The organism is Bacteroides sp. RTP21281st1_H5_RTP21281_210402 (assembly GCF_040918965.1).
Classification (GTDB): domain Bacteria; phylum Bacteroidota; class Bacteroidia; order Bacteroidales; family Bacteroidaceae; genus Bacteroides; species Bacteroides congonensis.
In genome coordinates this window covers 188,136-207,088 of sequence record NZ_JBCOWR010000001.1, presented here as the reverse complement: position 1 = coordinate 207,088, position 18,953 = coordinate 188,136, and the positions used below count along the sequence as shown (strand labels likewise).

10 protein-coding genes are annotated in these 18,953 nt (G+C 42.9%); all 10 read left to right on the top strand.

Annotated elements, in window-relative coordinates:
* Positions 1 to 17 precede the first annotated feature (17 nt).
* Positions 18 to 935 carry a dihydrodipicolinate synthase family protein gene (locus AB5443_RS00785; protein ID WP_044654222.1) on the top strand — a complete coding sequence of 306 codons (918 nt, stop codon included), beginning with the start codon at positions 18 to 20 and terminating at the stop codon, positions 933 to 935.
* 11 nt (positions 936 to 946) lie between these two features.
* A complete protein-coding gene (locus AB5443_RS00780; protein WP_277130559.1) occupies positions 947 to 2,122 on the top strand; it encodes an AGE family epimerase/isomerase in 1,176 nt (391 codons plus the stop codon).
* Positions 2,123 to 2,172: 50 nt separating this feature from the next.
* Positions 2,173 to 3,327, top strand: coding sequence for an exo-alpha-sialidase (locus tag AB5443_RS00775; protein ID WP_277130557.1), 1,155 nt, complete (start codon positions 2,173 to 2,175; stop codon positions 3,325 to 3,327).
* An 11-nt stretch (positions 3,328 to 3,338) separates the two neighbouring features.
* Positions 3,339 to 4,616 (top strand): sialidase family protein, encoded by a 1,278-nt coding sequence (locus AB5443_RS00770; RefSeq protein WP_073348367.1) that lies wholly within the window; start codon positions 3,339 to 3,341, stop codon positions 4,614 to 4,616.
* A gap of 11 nt (positions 4,617 to 4,627) precedes the next feature.
* Positions 4,628 to 7,894, top strand: a complete 3,267-nt coding sequence (locus AB5443_RS00765) for a TonB-dependent receptor (RefSeq protein ID WP_277130553.1) — start codon at positions 4,628 to 4,630, stop codon at positions 7,892 to 7,894.
* 21 nt (positions 7,895 to 7,915) lie between these two features.
* On the top strand, positions 7,916 to 9,466 hold the full coding sequence (locus AB5443_RS00760; RefSeq protein WP_368113038.1) for a RagB/SusD family nutrient uptake outer membrane protein: 1,551 nt from the start codon (positions 7,916 to 7,918) through the stop codon (positions 9,464 to 9,466).
* Positions 9,467 to 9,514: 48 nt separating this feature from the next.
* Complete coding sequence (locus tag AB5443_RS00755; protein WP_368113037.1) at positions 9,515 to 11,557, top strand: fimbrillin family protein; 2,043 nt, start codon at positions 9,515 to 9,517, stop codon at positions 11,555 to 11,557.
* A gap of 113 nt (positions 11,558 to 11,670) precedes the next feature.
* Positions 11,671 to 12,915 carry an alpha/beta hydrolase family protein gene (locus AB5443_RS00750; protein ID WP_288360096.1) on the top strand — a complete coding sequence of 415 codons (1,245 nt, stop codon included), beginning with the start codon at positions 11,671 to 11,673 and terminating at the stop codon, positions 12,913 to 12,915.
* A gap of 977 nt (positions 12,916 to 13,892) precedes the next feature.
* Positions 13,893 to 17,186 (top strand): TonB-dependent receptor, encoded by a 3,294-nt coding sequence (locus AB5443_RS00745; protein ID WP_333700608.1) that lies wholly within the window; start codon positions 13,893 to 13,895, stop codon positions 17,184 to 17,186.
* 27 nt (positions 17,187 to 17,213) lie between these two features.
* Positions 17,214 to 18,848: a RagB/SusD family nutrient uptake outer membrane protein gene (locus AB5443_RS00740; RefSeq protein ID WP_368113036.1), complete on the top strand. Its 1,635-nt coding sequence runs from the start codon at positions 17,214 to 17,216 to the stop codon at positions 18,846 to 18,848.
* Positions 18,849 to 18,953 lie beyond the last annotated feature (105 nt).

The following is an 18,953-nucleotide window of genomic DNA, read 5'->3' as shown; positions in this document are numbered from 1 at the left end:
TTATAAAAAATAAAATGATGGAACGAATTAAAGGACTTATCGATGCACCGTTTACTCCTTTTTACGAGAATGGTGAAGTGAATTTGGAACCTATTGAAGCATATGCCAAGATGTTGGTAAAGAACGGACTCCAAGGAGTGTTTATCAATGGTTCTTCCGGTGAAGGTTATATGTTGACTGAAGAAGAACGTATGTTATTGGCAGAGCGTTGGGTTGCTGTCGCTCCCGAAGGCTTTAAAGTTATCGTGCACGTCGGTAGTTGCTGTGTAAAGGCCAGCCGTATGTTGGCTGAACATGCACAAAAAATAGGCGCATGGGGAATTGGTGCTATGGCTCCTCCTTTTCCGAAGATTGGCCGTATTGAAGAATTGGTGAAATATATTGAAGAGATAGCATCCGGTGCGCCCGAACTTCCCTTCTATTATTATCATATTCCGGCATTCAACGGTGCTTTTCTGCCAATGGTTAAATTACTGGAAGCGGTAGACGGACGTGTTCCTAACTTTGCAGGTATTAAATATACTTTTGAGAGCATGTATGAATACAACCAATGCCGTTTATATAAAAACGGAAAATATGATATGTTGCATGGACAGGATGAAACAATTCTTCCTTGTCTGGCTATGGGTGGTGCTCAGGGCGGTATCGGCGGAACAACCAATTATAATGGTAAAGAACTGGTTGGCATCATCAAAGCATGGGAGGCAGGTGATATCGAAACAGCCCGTGAACGTCAGAACTTCTCACAGGAAGTAATAAATGTGATCTGCCATTTCCGTGGGAATATTGTTGGCGGAAAACGCATAATGAAATTGATAGGACTTGATTTAGGCAAGAACCGTACTCCTTTCCAGAATATGACAGATGAGGAAGAAGCTCAAATGAAAACGGAACTTGAGGCAATTCATTTTTTTGACCGATGCAATAAACTTTAAAAACGCATAGCATGAATACAGCAGAATATTTGAATAAGTGGGCCATATCCTATAAAGACGATATAATAAATAATATTATGCCGTTCTGGATGAAGTACGGGCTGGATAAAGAACATGGAGGGGTGTATACATGCGTTAATCGGGATGGTAGTTTGATGGATACAACGAAATCTGTCTGGTTTCAGGGACGTTTCGGGTTTATAGCTGCATATGCATATAATAATATAGAGAAAAATCCCCAATGGTTGGCGGCATCCAAGAGTTGTATCGATTTCATCGAAGCGCATTGCTTTGATACGGATGGACATATGTTCTTTGAAGTCACAGAAGATGGAGTCCCGTTGCGTAAGCGCCGTTATGTGTTTTCAGAAGGTTTTGCGGCAATAGCAATGGCTGAATATTCATTGGCAACCGGTGAAAAGGAATATGCTGAGAAAGCATTGGAAATCTTCAAGCGTACACAGCATTTCCTGGATACTCCGGGAATGCTTGAACCTAAATATTTGCCGGCTATGTCTTCAAGAGGGCATTCTATAACGATGATCTTGATTAATACAGCTTCTCGTATCCGGATGGTTATTGACGATCCGGTGTTGACAGAGCAGATAGATGCTTCGATTTCCGCCTTGCGTAAGTATTTTATCCATCCGGAGTTTAAGGCTTTACTTGAAATGGTAGGACCTGATGGTGAATTTATCGATACATGTAACGGACGTGTCATAAATCCGGGTCACTGTATTGAAACCGCGTGGTTCATTATGGAAGAAGCTAAATATCGCAATTGGGATAAGGATTTACTGCAATTGGCTCTTCAGATTCTCGACTGGTCTTGGGAATGGGGATGGGATAAAGAGTTCGGCGGTATAATCAATTTCCGTGATTGCCGTAATCTTCCGGCTCAGGACTATTCTCAGGATATGAAATTCTGGTGGCCGCAAACAGAAGCTATTATTGCCACTTTATATGCCTATCAGGCCACAGGGGATGAGAAATATATTCAGATGCATAAACAAATCAGTGACTGGACATATGCTCATTTTCCTGATAAGGAATATGGAGAATGGTATGGTTATCTTCACCGTGATGGTACTGTGGCACAACCAGCTAAGGGAAATCTCTTTAAAGGGCCTTTCCATATACCTCGCATGATGATTCGTAGTTATATGCTTTGCAGGGAGCTTTTGTGAAGTAATATGTAACTTTTCTGATAAAATCTAGAACTATTACTATGTGTATTATGAAGAACATATTATTTGCGGGACTTATGCTTTTCTTTTCTTGTATGAAAGGAGAAGCGCAGTCCGGTGCAAAAAATATTTTCCCGGAGTTTCCTAAATATACCGTGTTTTCAGCAGGAGATGATAATGTGAATAGTTACCGTATTCCATCATTATTGACAGCGAAAGACGGCTCTTTACTTGTATTTTGCGAAGCACGTAGAGAAAGTTGGAAGGATAAAAGCCGTACGGATATAGTAGTGAAACGCAGTACGGATAATGGGCGGACATGGTCAGTTATGCAAGATTTGACTCAGGGAATCACCGGTGCTTATATGGATCCGACTCCTCTTTTAGATTCAGTTACCGGCAGAATTTTCCTTTTTACCACTTTTTGGCCGGCAGATGATCACACAGGTGCCAAAAATCGGGCAGTCTTGCTGACTTCAGATGACAATGGTTGTACATGGGCTGCTCCTGTTGACGTGACTGATACGTTAATGCCGAAAGGATGTCGTATTTATGGTTTTGGGCCGGGAGCCGGTCTGCAAATGGTGGGTGAAAAATATAGAGGAAGACTGATTTTACCGGCTCGTGTATCTGAAGTCACTGGTGAGAAAGCCCATGATGTAGCTATTTATTCCGATAATCATGGTAAAACATGGAATATGGGTGGCAATGGTGATAATGATGATGAATTTCAGATTGCAGAGTCACCTGCCGGAGTCTTGGTTTATAATGCCCGTGTTCCCAAAGCACGAATGGTGTCATTCAGTGTAGATGGGGGAGATACATGGAGTAAGGCTGTAAAGGAACCTGCTTTGCCAGGTGTATCTAAAGGATGTCAGGCAAGTGTATTGGGAAAGGGCAAAACGCTTTATTTCTCGGGGATACAAGGAATACCGGAGACATCCGAATATGATGAACGTGCAAAACTTACTTTATATAAAAGTGAGGATGGTGGAAGGAAATGGGATAATGGGTTACTGCTATATGATAAAGCTTCCGGATATAGCTGTATGTCTTTCTTACCGGACGGACGAATGGCTATAATCTTTGAAACGGCAGATACTCAGTCGTTTACTCGTAAATCATTACCTGATACGAAACCTCTTAAGCGTCCGGCTGATTGGATGAAGTTGGATTTAATTTTAGTGCCTGTTATTAATCTTTAATTTTTTTATTTATGAAAAATATATTTAATACGTTTTGTTATATTCTGAGTTTGCTTACTATTATTGCCTGCTCGGATGACAACGTTAATGACTTTAGTCCGGTGCCCTATCCGGATGAAGTCGTGAACCCTAATCCTGAGCCTAACCCTGATCCTGATTCAGAACCGATATGGGAGATAACTTCTCCAACAATAACCGTATTCAATTCAAAAGCAAGCAATGACATTTCGTATCGTGTCCCTGCCATTGCGGTTACGAAGAAAGGTAGTATACTCGTATTTTGTGAAGCTCGTTATGGAACTTGGCAAGACAAAGCTGGCCGGACGGATATTCTGATGAAGCGTAGTACCGATAAAGGGGCAACATGGACTGAAAAGAATTTAACCAGTCAAGCTACTTCATCAAAGTTGTCATATATGGACCCGACTGTTGTAGTCGACCAAGTTACGGGGAAAATCTTTTTGTTTACTTCTCTGTGGGATGCTGTAGGCAAGGAGTCTGCCAAACAAGGCTATAATAATAGAGCTATCATGTACACTTCGGAAGATGACGGATTAAATTGGACAAGAAAAGATCTCACAGACGAGGTGGAAATTGGTATTTTTAGCGGTGCGACAAGAATGATTGGTAGCTTCGGTCCCGGCTCCGGAGTGCAAATGACGTCAAGTGAGCAATATAAGAACCGGTTGATTGTTCCCATACGCACATTCAAGGTAAATGAAGATGCCGGTACTGTTTCAAACGGTGGAAATACGGCCATGTGGTCGGATGACAACGGAGTGACATGGGAAACCGGACAGCCTAACAAGTCCGGTGAATGGACAGTTACGGAAGCTCCTGACGGTGCTTTGATTGGAAATATCCGTTATAAAGGATATCGCCAGAATTATGTAAGTACAGATGGTGGAGCCAAGTGGCCTTCTTTCTCAGACTATGATCCGACAGCATTACCCACTCCTGCTAATGGTTGTGCAGGAAGTGTTATCGTAAAGGATGACTGGTTGTATTATTGTGGACCGAAAGGGATTACCGAAACGGGTGCTCATGATGACCGTGGTATACTATACTTGGCTAAGGCCAAATTCTTTGGTGGCCATTCGCATACATTCGAGCCGGCAGACCATATGGTGCTTTATGACAAAGCGGCAGGATACACATGTATGGCACTTCTGCCTGATGGTGATATGGCTATTGTTGCCGAACTCGGTAATGAACCGGGATTCCAAAAACTATCGACTCGTCCCGCCGGATGGATGAGATTGGAATTATTTATATTATCTACTAAATAACCTCTTTTAATATGAGAAAAATACATTTAAAGTACTGCCGAGAAGTAATATTCGTGGTAGTGGCCATGCTTTGCTCCATTGGTAGCATGTATGCACAAGTCGGGCAGACGGTAAGTGGTGTTGTGAAAGATGTTACAGGAGAGCCTTTGATTGGTGTCTCGGTATTGGAAGTAGGCACATCAAATGGTGCCATTACTGATTTGGATGGAAAATATACGTTAACATTGACAAAGAGTAAATCAGTTCTTGCTTTTTCATACATAGGTTATGTTCAGCAGAATATTCATGTGGATGGACGTAAGAATATTATGGTAGTGATGAAAGATGATGCTATAGGTTTGCAGGAAGTCATAGTCACAGGTTATGGCAAAACCGTTACTAAAGATAAGCTGACAGCGGCTATTTCCAAAGTCTCTTCCGAAGTTCTGGAGAAAGGTGTACGTTCTAATCCGCTGACAGCTTTGGCGGGTACGGTTACTGGTGTACGTGTTACGCAGACTTCCGGTCAGCCGGGAGCAGGGCCTTCCATTCAAGTGCGTGCGGGAGCTTCCTTGAATGGTAGTGGTAGTCCGTTGTATATTATTGATGGTGTGCAGAAAGACGATATGAACGACATCAACAGTAACGATATTGAATCTATCGAAGTCTTGAAAGATGCTGCTGCGACAGCGCTTTATGGTGCACGTGCCAATAACGGCGTAGTTTTGGTGACCACAAAAAGCGGTCATGTGGGGAAAACAACCGTAACATTGAACGTAAATATCGGTAAAGGTTTTGCCCGCGACAACTACGATTTTATGAATGCCCGCGATTATCTGTATTGGGAACGTATGGCGGCAAAACGCAGTGGAGATGACATGAATCTTGTGAACGGATGGGGTACAGGAAATGACATCACTGCCGACGGAAATAAAAGCAGCAACGGTATCTATAGTACCTCTATTCTGACGGATAAGAACAAATATCTTTTGGATTATGGTTGGCAATCGATGAAAGATCCAGCATCAGACAATTATCTATTGTTCAAGGAAACTGATTTTATGAAGTTGAATACGCAGGATGCTTGGACGCAGGATTATAATGTCTCTTTCTCCGGCGGAAACGATAAAGGCAAATACTACTCAAGTATCGGGTATTATGATGAAACAGGTTTTCCATTGGAGTCGGGATACCAACGTTTGTCTTTCAACCTGAACGGTGAATATAAGATTAAGAGCTGGCTGAAAGCTTCCGGTTTCGTGAATTTCTCACGTTCGGAAACTAATCCCAACTACATGAGCGACGCTAATTTCTGGAGCGTGGTAGCTGCTGCTCCGCCTACTTTCAAAGGAGCTAATCTGGACGGAACGGTTATCACACTACTCAATAATACCCAAAATGCCAACTGGAATGAGATGAAGAACTACTACTATCGCAGAAATACGGCTTACAAGACTACGCTGGGAACTTCTTTCCAAGTGGATTTGATGAAAGGACTGAGCCTGAAACTGAGCGGCATGTGGTATCTTTGGATGAAGGAAACAGAATCTTTTGATAAAGAGTTGCCTACCGCTCCCGGTAAGTTGAATTCTAACCGCAAAGCTTCTGCTACTTATGCACGTAAACTGGATCAGACTTACAACGCCATTCTTAATTACAATGCATCATTCGGTGAACACAGTGTCAGTGCAGTCGGTGGTTTTGAAATGATAGACAAATACAACTACGGACTCTCGGCATCAGGTCAGGGAGCTACTTCCGATGACTTTATCGGATTGCAGTTCACTGCCCCGTTGGACGCAAACGGAAAATCCACCCGTAACATGTCTACCACTCACACACAGGAGCGCATCATGTCCGGTTTCCTGAATGCTACTTACGACTATAAGAGCAAGTATCTTTTCTCTTTCTCCGGACGTTACGACGGTTACTCCAAACTGGTGGACAACCGTTGGGGATTTTTCCCCGGTGTCAGTGCCGCATGGAACGTATATCGTGAGGAATTCATGGAGAAATACCTGGATATATTTTCCAACATGAAAGTACGTATGGGATACGGGCAGAATGGTAACGTGAATGGTATCGGACTGTACGAACTACAAGGCAGTTATGGAACTGCCGGTAACTATAACGGCATCTACGGCCAGTTGATTGACGATATTGCATATCCCGGACTGCGTTGGGAGAAAACCACCTCTTTTGATACTGCCATAGAGTTGGGATTATTTAATAAAGTAGATCTGACAGTAGGTTACTTCAACAAGAAAACTACTGACCTGATTGCCAATGTACCTTTGGCTTCTTCATCCGGCGTAGGCTCAATGACGACAAACAACGGCGCCGTGCGTAGTCAGGGTATGGAGCTTGAAGTCAATTACCGTATTTTTGACCGCAAGGACTTTAAATGGAATGTAGGTGCCAATATCACTTTCGTGAAATCCAAAATCCTGAAATTGCCCGACAACGGTAACGAGAACAACCGTCAGGGCGGAACGGAAGTTTATAAAGGCAAAGGTAGTAATGAAACCGTATGGAAAGGTGGAATGCAGGAAGGACAATCTTACGGTGATATCTACGGTTTCAAAATGATGGGCGTTGTGCGTGACGAATCCGATTTGGCAAACTATGCTTACTATGTAGACAAGATTCCTTCCAAGCCGGTATACGGCCCGGCGGCTTATGCACAGTTGACGGTTGAACAGCGGAAAAATGCGCAGCAGTTAGCTCCAGGTGATGCTGTCTGGTACGATGTGAATGGTGACGGAACTATCGACACGTACGATCAGGTGAAGCTTGGTAATGAAATTCCAAAATGGATGGGTGGTTTCAATACATCCGTTACGTGGAAAGGGCTGACCTTGTTTGCCCGATTCGACTATGCGTTGGGATACAAGAAGTGGAATAGCGGTTATCAATATTTCATGGGTATCACTTCCGGTCACTTTAATGTCCCGGATTTGGCTAAAAAGACATGGACAGAAGATAATCCGGGTGCGGAACTTCCGGTATTGATGACTAACGACACTAACTTTAAAAAGAACTATACCCGCAACACTTCATTGTTTTGGGAAGATGCTTCATACCTGTGTGCCCGTGAGATTTCCTTGAGCTACGATTTACCTTCGCAGTGGACTAAGAAAGCCCTCATGGATAAAGTGACGGTGACGCTTACCGGACAGAATTTATTCTACATAACGGACAATCGTCTCTATACTCCCGAGTATGGAACCACCAGTAGCAACAAGGGTGGATATGCTTTGCCGAAGACAGTTCTGATGGGATTAAAGGTTGTGTTCTAAAATCATAAAGAAGATAGTATTATGAAAAAGATAAAATATGCATTATTAGTATTGTTGATAGGAGCCATGCAGTCTTGCGATTATTTGGACTTGAGTCCGGTAGACTCCTATGGTATCAGTAATTACTGGACTACCAAAGATCAGGCGGAACGCTTTGTCCGTGGTTTGCATTATCGTGTCCGCGAGCGTCAGGAAGTGCTGTTCAAGATGGGTGAACTGAGAGGCGGGACTTTTTACGGCTCCAACTCTTCTTTGTTCAATCAGACTATCAGTGACGTTCCGGCTGTGACAAACAATCTCACTGTGGCTAATTATGTAATAGGTAACTGGGGTAATTTCTATATGGACATCATGCAGATAAATCATGCCATCCAGTCCGTTCCCGGCAGTTCTGCCCTGAATGAAACAGAAAAGAACTATTATCTGGGAGTACTGCACGGATTAAGAAGTTTTTATTACTTCCACCTGTTCCGTACCTATGGTGGAGTTCCTTTGATTGAAACCGCACGTGTGATGGACGGAAGTTTTACCCCTTCCGACTTGAATCAGCCGCGGGCTACGGAAGAAGAAGTCTATGATTTCCTTGTAAGAGACATCAAGGCATCAGACGATTATTTTGCAGGTGACGCATTTACCATCCCTTCCACAGACAAGAGTTCTTATTGGAGCAAAGCGGCCACAAAGATGCTGAAAGCCGAAATCCTTTTGTGGGGGTGTAAGGTGAAACCTATTGGCGGTGCAAGCGTCTATTCAAAAAACATATCGTCCGATCTTGCGGCAGCCAAACAGGCATTGCAGGATATCATTGATTGTGGCAAGTACGGCTTTGCTTCTAAGAACAGTTTTGAGGACGTTTTTGATGTAACGAAGAAAGATAACAAAGAAATGATATTCGTTATCCGCTATATGCTGAATGAGAAAGAAAATTTCTTCAGCAAGTTCATGTATCCTACCAATACCAATTTGGTCGGTTTTGAAAATGCGGACGGTGTAGAGTACAAAGGTGACAATGTGAACCCATTGAAACTGAATGGTACGGCATCCAACTATCAGTATGCGAAAGAATTTTTTGATACGTTCAGTGAAAACGATATCCGTCGTAGCGCCACTTTCTTTGATGTATATAAGGTAGACGGCGGAGCGGCAGCCATACTCTTGAATAAATATAAAGGTGAACTGGACAATGACATACGCAAGTTTACGAACGACTGGCCTGTCTACCGCTATGCGGATTTGCAGTTGCTGCTGGCTGAAATCGTGGCATTGCAGGGAGGTGATCCTGCCGCTTACATCAATAGTGTCCGTGAGCGTGCATACGGTTCCGCTTATGCTGCCAATAAATATCCCCGTGAAGGCGAAACGGCGGAAGATGCAATTCTGGAAGAACGCTCCAAGGAGTTTGTCGGCGAAGGTAAACGTTGGTATGATATTCGCCGCATGAAGGATGGAGAATTGGCCAAGGCTCTCCAGACCAGTGTATCGGGCGACCTGATTGAGAAGCACTTGTTGTGGCCTGTCGACGCTTCGGTAATGTCGAAAGACCCGTTGGTACAGCAGACACCGGGTTACTGATCTGCCTGTCGGATTCATATCATTCATTAAAAATTAAATCATACAAAGATGAAAAAACAATATATATTTCCGGTCTTAGGACTTTGTGCAGCGTTTCTTGCCACTGCATGCAGTGACGATGACTATGCCCAGACAGATTTTACGCGTCCGGCGGGAGGAAATCAGATCTTCCTCGGTTGCCAGTCACAGTTGGGTGATAACAAGACGGTTTGGGCGGCAGATAGTAAAATTGGTTTCTTTTGCGAGCAGACAAAAACAATCAATCTTGCCGTGGGAGTTGCAGCTCCTTATGTGGGACAGGTTGAGGGAATGTTTTACACACAGGTAGTGTGGGGCAAAGAAATGGGAGAGCACACTTTCTATGCTTACACTCCTTATAATAAGGATAATACGTCAGCGAAAGCGGTTGCCGGAGTTTTGAGCAACTCACAATTACAGTCGGGCACATCAAACGCTCATCTGACGAACACTGCCTTGATGTATGCGACGGCTAAGTCTGCCGAAGTGGAAACTGCTGTTCCGATGACCTTTAGGCATGCTTTGGGATATTTAGACATCAGTTGCAAGACATCGGCTAAGTATGTCGGTTGGAAAGTGAAGTCCATCGAGTTTTCTACGGAGGATGGCATCGCTTTGGCGGGTGATTATAAATTTGACCTTACTACCGGCCAGTTTGCCATCGCCGACGGTTCTTCAAGAATAGAGTTGAGAGTAGACAATGCTCCGGTACTCGTTGCGAACGAAATTTTTCACGGATATATGTCTATGAATCCTATGGACTTGTCAGCGAAACAATGTAACGTAAAAGTAGCGATTGAAAAAGCAGGGGAGGACGACCTTAGTCTGACAGGCAGGATCGCTTCTGTCAATATACTTGCAGGCGGCATTAACACATTGAATCTGGAACTGGACAATCTGACTGCCGAACTTCTGGAAGACTTATCCATTGATTTGAGTGCAACGGAAACGGCAAACTGCTATGTGGCAGGAAAGGCAGGGCAGGAATATCGCTTTAAGGCTACCGTTATGGGTAATGGAGCAATTACTCCGGCAGTAGAAGGGGACGAAACAAAGAAAGGCATCACTCCTTCGCCGCTAGCTCCTGTATCGGCTTCAATTCTTTGGCAAAGCGAAAGAAGCCTGATATCCGGTGTGAAACTGAAAAATGATTATATCTATTTTACCTTGAACGGTTCGGAAGAAACGGCGTTGAAAGCAGGTAATGCGGTTATTGCCGCTTATGATGACGCAGGAACGATTGTATGGAGTTGGCATATTTGGGTTACAGATGTGGATTTGGACACTAAAGTGCAAACATATACTGTGCATGCAGATTACAGCGCATACCCCGCTTTCCAGTCACCTGTGATGATGGATCGTAACTTGGGTGCAACGGATGACAAACTGTGGTCGGCAGCTACTGATCCTAAAGGTTCGCATGGTTTGTTCTATCAATGGGGACGTAAAGATCCGATTATCGGCCCGAGTGATGATGCGGCAAATGCACACGCCACAGTTTATGATAAGGATAATGAGGTTGTAAGTTGGGACTTTACAGTTACAACATTGATTTCAAGAGAAGATATAGCCAAATATCCGATGAAATATATTAAGGGAGATAATTGGTTGAATGAAGACGCCTATGATTTATGGGGAAATTCAACAATGTATGATAGTGGCGGAGGAGACGGCTCTACCGGTTCGAAGTCAATCTATGACCCATGTCCTCCGGGTTATCGTGTCCCTCATCCTTATGTGTGGAGTGGATTTACATCGACAGTCAGCGGCGGCAATCATAAAACAGGTGCTGTGACTACCAGTGCTTCAGGTGATATAACGAAACAGGGTGGCGTTACTTTTGCAAATGGCGGAACGGCTATTTATCCTAGTACCGGTTTTATCAATAACGGAGCATTGCAGCGGGTAGCCCCTGCAGGTAATGGATGTGTCAGCTTATGGAGTAATGCCGCAACCAAAAAAGACTTCGGGGCACAGTTCTATTACGATGCTACGAATTGTAATACACCTAAAGGAAATAAGCGTACATTTGGTTTTGGTGTTCGTTGCATGAGAGACAATACCGTCAACTAGTCACTCGCTTTTCATTTCCATAAATCCTTGGCATGTTTTTTGAAGAATCATGCCAAGGATTCTTTTTCAATATAAGGAACGATAAAATAACTTTTTATAATACAGGCATTACAATGAAAAAGAACATAATAGCTGTTTTGTTATTACTATTGGTGCATGCCAACAGTCTTGCTCAAATTCCTGATGTGACAGGAAGCGAACATACTATCATTCAATCAGAAAGACAAGACGGACGATTCCTGAGTACCTATGGAGTTGTCCATGCAATGCTCGCGAACATAAAACCGGAATGTGCATTTCAGCCGGATATGACTGCCGAAGAATTCCGTGAATGGCAGCATAAAGTACGGAAGTCAATGCAGGAAATTATGAAATTTCCCGAAGTGAAAGATATGCCGTTCCCTAAACGGCTGTACAGCAAACAGCGTGACGGTTACAAACTGGAGAAATGGGAATTTTATCCTTTGCCCGAGTGTGTCTCTACCTTTTTAGTACTGATACCGGATTCTCTGCGGCAACCGGTTCCCGCCATTCTATGTATCCCCGGTTCAGGTGGCAGTAAGGAAGGATTGGCGGGAGAGCCGGGAGTTGCTCCGAAGCTGAATGATGATTATCTGAATCCTAAAGTAACGATGGCACGCAACTTTGCGAAAGCGGGTTATGTGGCGGTAGCCGTAGACAATCCGGCAGCCGGTGAAGCTTCTGATTTGGAACGTTATGCCCGCGGAAGGAATTATAACTACGATTTAGTGTCACGCATCTTGTTGGAATTGGGGTGGAGCTATCTCGGATATACTTCATTTCTTGATATGCAAGTTCTTCAATGGATGAAAACGCAGTCCTATATCCGTAAAGACCGGATTATTGTAAGCGGTTTTTCTTTGGGGACAGAACCTTTGATGGTATTAGGGACACTGGATACATCCATCTACGCTTTTGTTTATAACGATTTTCTGTGTCATACACAAGAACGGGCATTGGTTATGACTGCTCCGGACAAGGCGGGTATACGACCTTTTCCAAATTCTATCCGCCATTTGATACCGGACTTCTGGCGTAAATTTAATTTTCCGGATATTGTAGCCTCTTTGGCTCCCCGTCCTGTTATATTAACGGAAGGCGGACTGGATCGCGATTTGGATTTAGTACGTGCCGCTTATAAGATGACCGGACGTTTGGAGAATGTCGAGATACATCATTATCCAAAATACGCTGATCCGCATAGTCGGACAGATATAAAGGCACTGCCGGAAGGGCTCGATAGGAATGAGTTTTATAAACTGGTGAATGTGGACGGGGCCAATCATTATTTTAAGTCGGAGTTGATACTTCCTTGGTTGAAAAAACATCTTGAATAGATTGTGATATCTGTCACTAGGGTAATAAAATATCTATCATACTATCATTCATTTTTATATTGTTCTCATTATTAAAACAATACATATGATAGATACCTTTATCAAAAGGTATCTATCATTATTTCTCCAGTAAAAACAGGGTATCTATCATTAATAAAACAGTCTAATGGAAGGAGAAAAAGCATAAAATGGCTTGTTTTTGTTGAAATGAATCCATATAAAGCGGATTATAATGGCTTAATAACCCGATTTGAGTGGCGCTAAGTTTATAGCCCACGGTTGTGTGCTGTAGAGCCTGCATACGTGGGCTGTATGGTTTACATATGTGTGCTGTTCAGCCTGCATATGTGGGCTATAAAAAGACGACCATTCCTATTAGATTATCAAGTAGCTAACCGTTGGTAATATATGAGATTTGTGGTGTTTATTTCTACTGGCTCATATTAATGATGCGGTTCTGTTTATGCTGTTGTCATTATACGAGTAATCGAACCCATTAGCTTTGTCTTTCTAAGAATCTAATAGGCATAGTTTTTCTAATGTATAAATGGCTTTCTTGATAAGTTTTAATGGATGGCGGTTTCTGATAAATACCTAAGTTCGATTAGAACTTAGGTAAGTTATTAATTAATATTTCTTTTGTTTCATAGATAATTTCTTTGTTTTTGTTTATATGTTATTTGAAAACGCTGCAAATATATTTGTAATATTAATATCTACAAAGTATTTAATAAAATATTTTTGTATATATGCTATTAAATATAAAATATCAACTCATAATTAGAGCTGATACAAAGTATGAATTACATATGAAAAGAGTAGAAAATAAATGGATTTTATAAACCTGTTTTTTCTCATATAGAAATTTTAAAGGTGAATCTGGCATAAGGGGCATAGGGTATTACTAAGGGATTAGTTCTAATCGGACTTAGGTAAACGTATTTCCAATATTTAATTATTAACTAAAAGTAATACTAATGAAAAAAAACATCCTTTTGCTTGTGTTGTGTCTTTTCTGCTCTATTGGGGTTGTGGCACAGACAAAAACAATTACCGGTGTGGTAAGCGATGCTTCAGGTGAGCCAATCATTGGAGCGAGTGTCATCGAGGTGGGTACCACGAATGGTATCATTACTGACATTGATGGTAAATTTGTATTGAACATGAATCCGGGTGGAAAGATTAAAATCTCGTATATCGGATATCAAGCGCAGACTGTTGACCTTAAGGGGAGGACTTCTCTTAAGATTCAAATGAAAGAAGATTCCGAGATGTTGGAAGAAGTGGTCGTGACAGGTTATGGGGGCAAGCAGTTGCGCACAAAGGTGACGAACTCCATTTCTAAAGTAAGCGAGGAATCGCTGAAAGTCGGTTTGTTTTCCAATCCGGCTCAGGCGCTCTCGGGCGCGGTTGCCGGATTGAAAGTGACGCAGTCATCAGGAAGTCCGGGTGCTACTCCTACTATTGTCCTTCGTGGCGGTACGGATTTCAACGGGTCGGGTTCTCCATTGGTTATTATTGACGGGCAGTTGCGCGACGGATTGAGTGATATCAATCCTGAAGACATCGAGTCAATGGAAGTGCTGAAAGATGCGGGAGCAACTGCCTTGTATGGTGCTCGTGCAAGTAATGGTGTAATTCTTATTACTACAAAAAGCGGTAAGAAAGGACATCGTGAAATCAATCTGAAAGTCAAACTGGGATTGAACTATGTTAATAATCCGTATGAGTTCTTGAATGGAGAAGAATATATCCGTGCATTACGTACTACTTATTCAAAGTCCGGCTATTATTGCAGCGACGGAGAATATGTTTCTATTGCTCCATTGAGCAATCTGACGGGGGCGTCTCCTTTCGGTCTTGGAAACGAACTGGGCAAGTCGGCATGGAATATTATGGGTAAAACCGCAGATAATGCCTATCTGGTGCAGCAACATGGTTGGAAAGAAATGATAGACCCGCTTGACCCGGCACAAACCATTATATATAAGGATATCAATCCGGCAGATTACAACTTGAACAATCCGTCTTTCTCGCAGGATTATAATGTGAATATGTCCGGTGGGGGCGATAGGGCAACTTATTATGCCGGTATCGGTTACAATCGTCAGGAAGGTTTGCCCATTGATACCTATTATGAACGGTATAGCTTTATTTTGAACGCAGGTTATAAGGTGACCGATTGGCTGACAACAACCTCTAATTTTAATTATAATCGTGCAAACTGGAAAAATATGCCGGGTTCCAATACGAGTGAGGGCAATTACTTCGGACGTATTATGTCGACGCCGCCTACTTCACGTTTTGAGGATGAAGAAGGTAACCCTACGTTGGGGCCTAATGTTGCAGACGGCAACCAGGCTTTCCAACCGGACAAATGGACAAACTTCAACCAGACGGACAAGTTTACCATGATTCAATCTTTCCAGATTGATATTATGAAAGGATTGTTTGTGAAGGGGTCTGCCAACTGGTATTATTCGGAGGGGCTGTATGAAAGCTTCACTAAAGACTATCTGGATAATATGCTGACAAATCATTATACGAAAACTCGTAGCACTTCTGCCAAGTTCGAACGTAATTTTGCCCAGACATATAATGCTGTGTTGAACTATTCGCAAACACTCTTTAAAGACCATAATGTAAATCTGATGTTGGGTATGGAATATTATGCGAATGAGAAACGTGGTTTCTCGGCATCAGGCTCCGGCGCCCCGACAGATGATTTTGCCGATTTGGCATTGACGGACAAGGGAGAGGGCAAGCGTTCTATCGACTCATGGCATGAACAATATCGTATCTTGTCTTATTTCGGGCGGTTGAATTATGATTATAAAGGAAAATATCTGCTTTCGGCAGTATTTCGTCATGATGGTTATTCTTCTTTGTTGGGAGATAACCGTTGGGGATTCTTTCCGGGCGTTTCCGCTGGTTGGATATTCGGGCAAGAGCAGTTTGTTAAAGATGCCGTTCCTTTCCTTTCATTCGGTAAGTTGCGTGCCAGTTATGGTGTGAATGGTAATGCAACGGGAATCGGTGCTTACACTCTGCAAGGTTCTTATAACTCGGCTGTTTACAATGGCAATACTGGTTTCTTGATAGGTTCTTTGCCGAATCCCGCTTTGAGATGGGAAAAGACGAAAACTGCCGAAGTCGGTCTTGACCTGAGCTTCTTTGACAATCGGTTGAATGCCAACTTCACTTTCTATAACCGCTTGACTTCTGATAAGTACGCAGACTTCAGCCTGCCTTCAACAACGGGCTTTTCTTCTATAAAAAATAACAATGGAGAATTTCGTAACAGAGGTTTGGAGATAGAACTTTCCGGCAAGATTATTGATACGAAAGACTGGAAATGGAGTATGTCCGGCAATATTTCCTACAACAAGAATAAGGTGATTTCTTTGCCGGACAATGGTTTGGAGCGCAACCGTCAGGGTGGACAGCAAATCTATACGGGAGAAAAGATAACGAAAGAGAATGGTGAGATTGAATACGTAAAACGTTGGGTTGGTGGTACGCAGGTTGGTATGGAACCCGGCACTATGGTGGTCTACCAATCGGAAGGCGTATATCGTAGTTGGGATGAAATCCCCGGTGATTTGGTAATCACATCCGGCAATTACTTCGGTAAAAAACTCTATGGCCCCGATGCTTGGAAAAAGCTGACAAAAGCCGAACAAAAGAATGCTTTGCCTATTATGCCCGGTGATATGAAGTGGAAAGATATCAATGGCGACAGGGTGATCGACCAGTACGACCAGGTAGAATTGGGGAATACCACCCCTCATTGGACAGGCGGTTTCAATACTACCCTGCGTTGGAAAAACTTACAGCTTTACGGACGTTTCGATTTTGCTTTGGACTATTGGATTTACGACCATACCACTCCGGAGATATTCCTCGCTTGTGCGCAGGGTACTTATAATACCACAAAAGATGTATATGATACGTGGTCGGAAGATAATCCGGGTGCAAAATACCCGCGTTATGCCTATGCGGATGTTTTGACGAACGCAAACTATGCCCGTAACTCTACAATGTTTGCTTATAAGGGCAATTATCTGGCTATCCGTGAGATATCTCTCACTTACTCTCTTCCCGAACTTTGGGCTAAGAAAGTATTCTGCCAGAAAGTAGACGTATCTATTACCGGACAGAATCTGGGGTATATAACTTCTGCCAACGTGGCGACTCCCGAGGTTTCCAGTGCCGGTTCGGGCTATGCTTTACCACGGACTCTGTTGTTCGGATTGAATGTGACGTTTTAAGTAACTAACTCTAAAAAGAAAGAATTTATGAAAAAATTAAATATACTATCTGCTATACTGTTTGCAGCTGTTGCGGGAGGGGTAGGGACATCATGTGCCGACAAGTTAGATCTTTCTCCTATTGATTACTATGGAAGCGGTTCGTATTGGAAAACCGAAGCGCACGTGATAGGATACATGGATGGCATTCATAAGCATCTTCGTGATGCGGCATTCCAGCATACTTTTTTATGGGGAGAAGCACGCGGCGGAAGCTTGATTACCGCAGGTACCAGTTCGGACGGTATGGGTATGCTCTATGGCGACATCAAGTTGCAGAATTTTGATGAAGCACATACCGGCGTCTCTAAGTTTGGTGATATTTTCGGCCGTCTCACCAATATCAATCTTTTCATTGCCCGTGTGACGGAAGCCACTTATATTGATGAGGCAAAGAAAGGTTATTATCTGGGACAAGCTTATGGATTGAGGGCCTTTTATTACTTTGACCTCTACCGCACGTATGGCGGAGTGCCTTTGCGTCTGACGGCAGATGTGGTGGAAGGCGTGATTGACCCCAATCAGTTATATTTAGGGCGTGCTACTCCGAAAGAGGTGATGGATCAGATAAAGAAAGACCTCAATAAGTCGTTGGAATGTTTTGGGGACAACACTTCTTTTGATCCTAACAATAGAAACAATAAGAAAGGCTATTGGTCTAAGGCTGCCACCGAATGTCTGATAGGAGAGGTGTATCTTTGGATATCCAAAGTTACTATCGGCAACGATGCTGCTGATGAGAGCAATCTGGTTACGGCAAAGAAGCACTTGTTAAATGTTCTGAGTAACTATGGGCTTGACTGCGTGGAGAACTTTGCAAATGTGTTTGAAGCTAAGAAAAATAAGGGTAATAAAGAAATAATATTTGCAGTCCGTTATGCAGAAGGTGAGGCGACCAACAGCAATAATCTTTTTACGTATGCCATGGCTACGGGTAGTACGAAAGACAGATACAAAGAAAACGGAGAGAAATTTCTGGATGCCTTGAATCTCGGTAACACAGGAAGCCAGCAACTGGAGTATAAGAGAGAACTTTATACTAGTTTTGATGATAAGGACACTCGTAGGGATGCCACATTCATCGCTTCTTATAATAAAGATGAGGCTACCAACGAGTTGTCTTTGTTTGGCACGCATGTGTGCAAGAATATTGGTTATGTAAATGATCAGGGAGCACGTATATACTGTGGAGATTACATCATTTATCGTTTACCGTGGGTATGGTTGACACTTGCTGAAATTGAAAACATGCAAGGGGGAGATGTTGCCGCTTATATAAATAAGGTACGCGAACGTGCTTATGGAGACGATTGGGATGAAACAACTTATGGTTATAAAAATGCAGATTTCACAACGAATGAATTGGCTATATTACATGAAAAGGATAAAGAGTTTGTTCAGGAAGGACAACGCTGGTGGGATCTTCGTCGCATGACTTTGACTAAAGGCGGCAAGCACCTGGTGTTCTGTAAAGAAGGGAGCATAGGAACAGACCAGCCCGTACTGGACGAAGAGACAGAAGCTCATAAAGTGCTTTGGCCGGTAGATGTCACTTTGCTGGGCAATGACCCGCTGATTTATCAGACACCGGGATATGCCACTTATAAGCAGCAGTCGGAATAAGGTTAGTACATTGTGATAAAAAGCAGGATAGGTACTGATTTGCTTATCTTGCTTTTTATCTTTTCCTTTCTTTTGAAGGGGGAAACAGTATGTTGAGGCGAATTT

Coding starts and splice junctions, on each gene's coding strand:
- AB5443_RS00750 (WP_288360096.1), top strand. CDS start 11,671: ATGAAAAAGAACATAATAGCTGTTTTGTTATTACTATTGGTGCATGCC.
- AB5443_RS00770 (WP_073348367.1), top strand. CDS start 3,339: ATGAAAAATATATTTAATACGTTTTGTTATATTCTGAGTTTGCTTACT.
- AB5443_RS00755 (WP_368113037.1), top strand. CDS start 9,515: ATGAAAAAACAATATATATTTCCGGTCTTAGGACTTTGTGCAGCGTTT.
- AB5443_RS00760 (WP_368113038.1), top strand. CDS start 7,916: ATGAAAAAGATAAAATATGCATTATTAGTATTGTTGATAGGAGCCATG.
- AB5443_RS00780 (WP_277130559.1), top strand. CDS start 947: ATGAATACAGCAGAATATTTGAATAAGTGGGCCATATCCTATAAAGAC.
- AB5443_RS00785 (WP_044654222.1), top strand. CDS start 18: ATGGAACGAATTAAAGGACTTATCGATGCACCGTTTACTCCTTTTTAC.
- AB5443_RS00745 (WP_333700608.1), top strand. CDS start 13,893: ATGAAAAAAAACATCCTTTTGCTTGTGTTGTGTCTTTTCTGCTCTATT.
- AB5443_RS00740 (WP_368113036.1), top strand. CDS start 17,214: ATGAAAAAATTAAATATACTATCTGCTATACTGTTTGCAGCTGTTGCG.
- AB5443_RS00775 (WP_277130557.1), top strand. CDS start 2,173: ATGAAGAACATATTATTTGCGGGACTTATGCTTTTCTTTTCTTGTATG.
- AB5443_RS00765 (WP_277130553.1), top strand. CDS start 4,628: ATGAGAAAAATACATTTAAAGTACTGCCGAGAAGTAATATTCGTGGTA.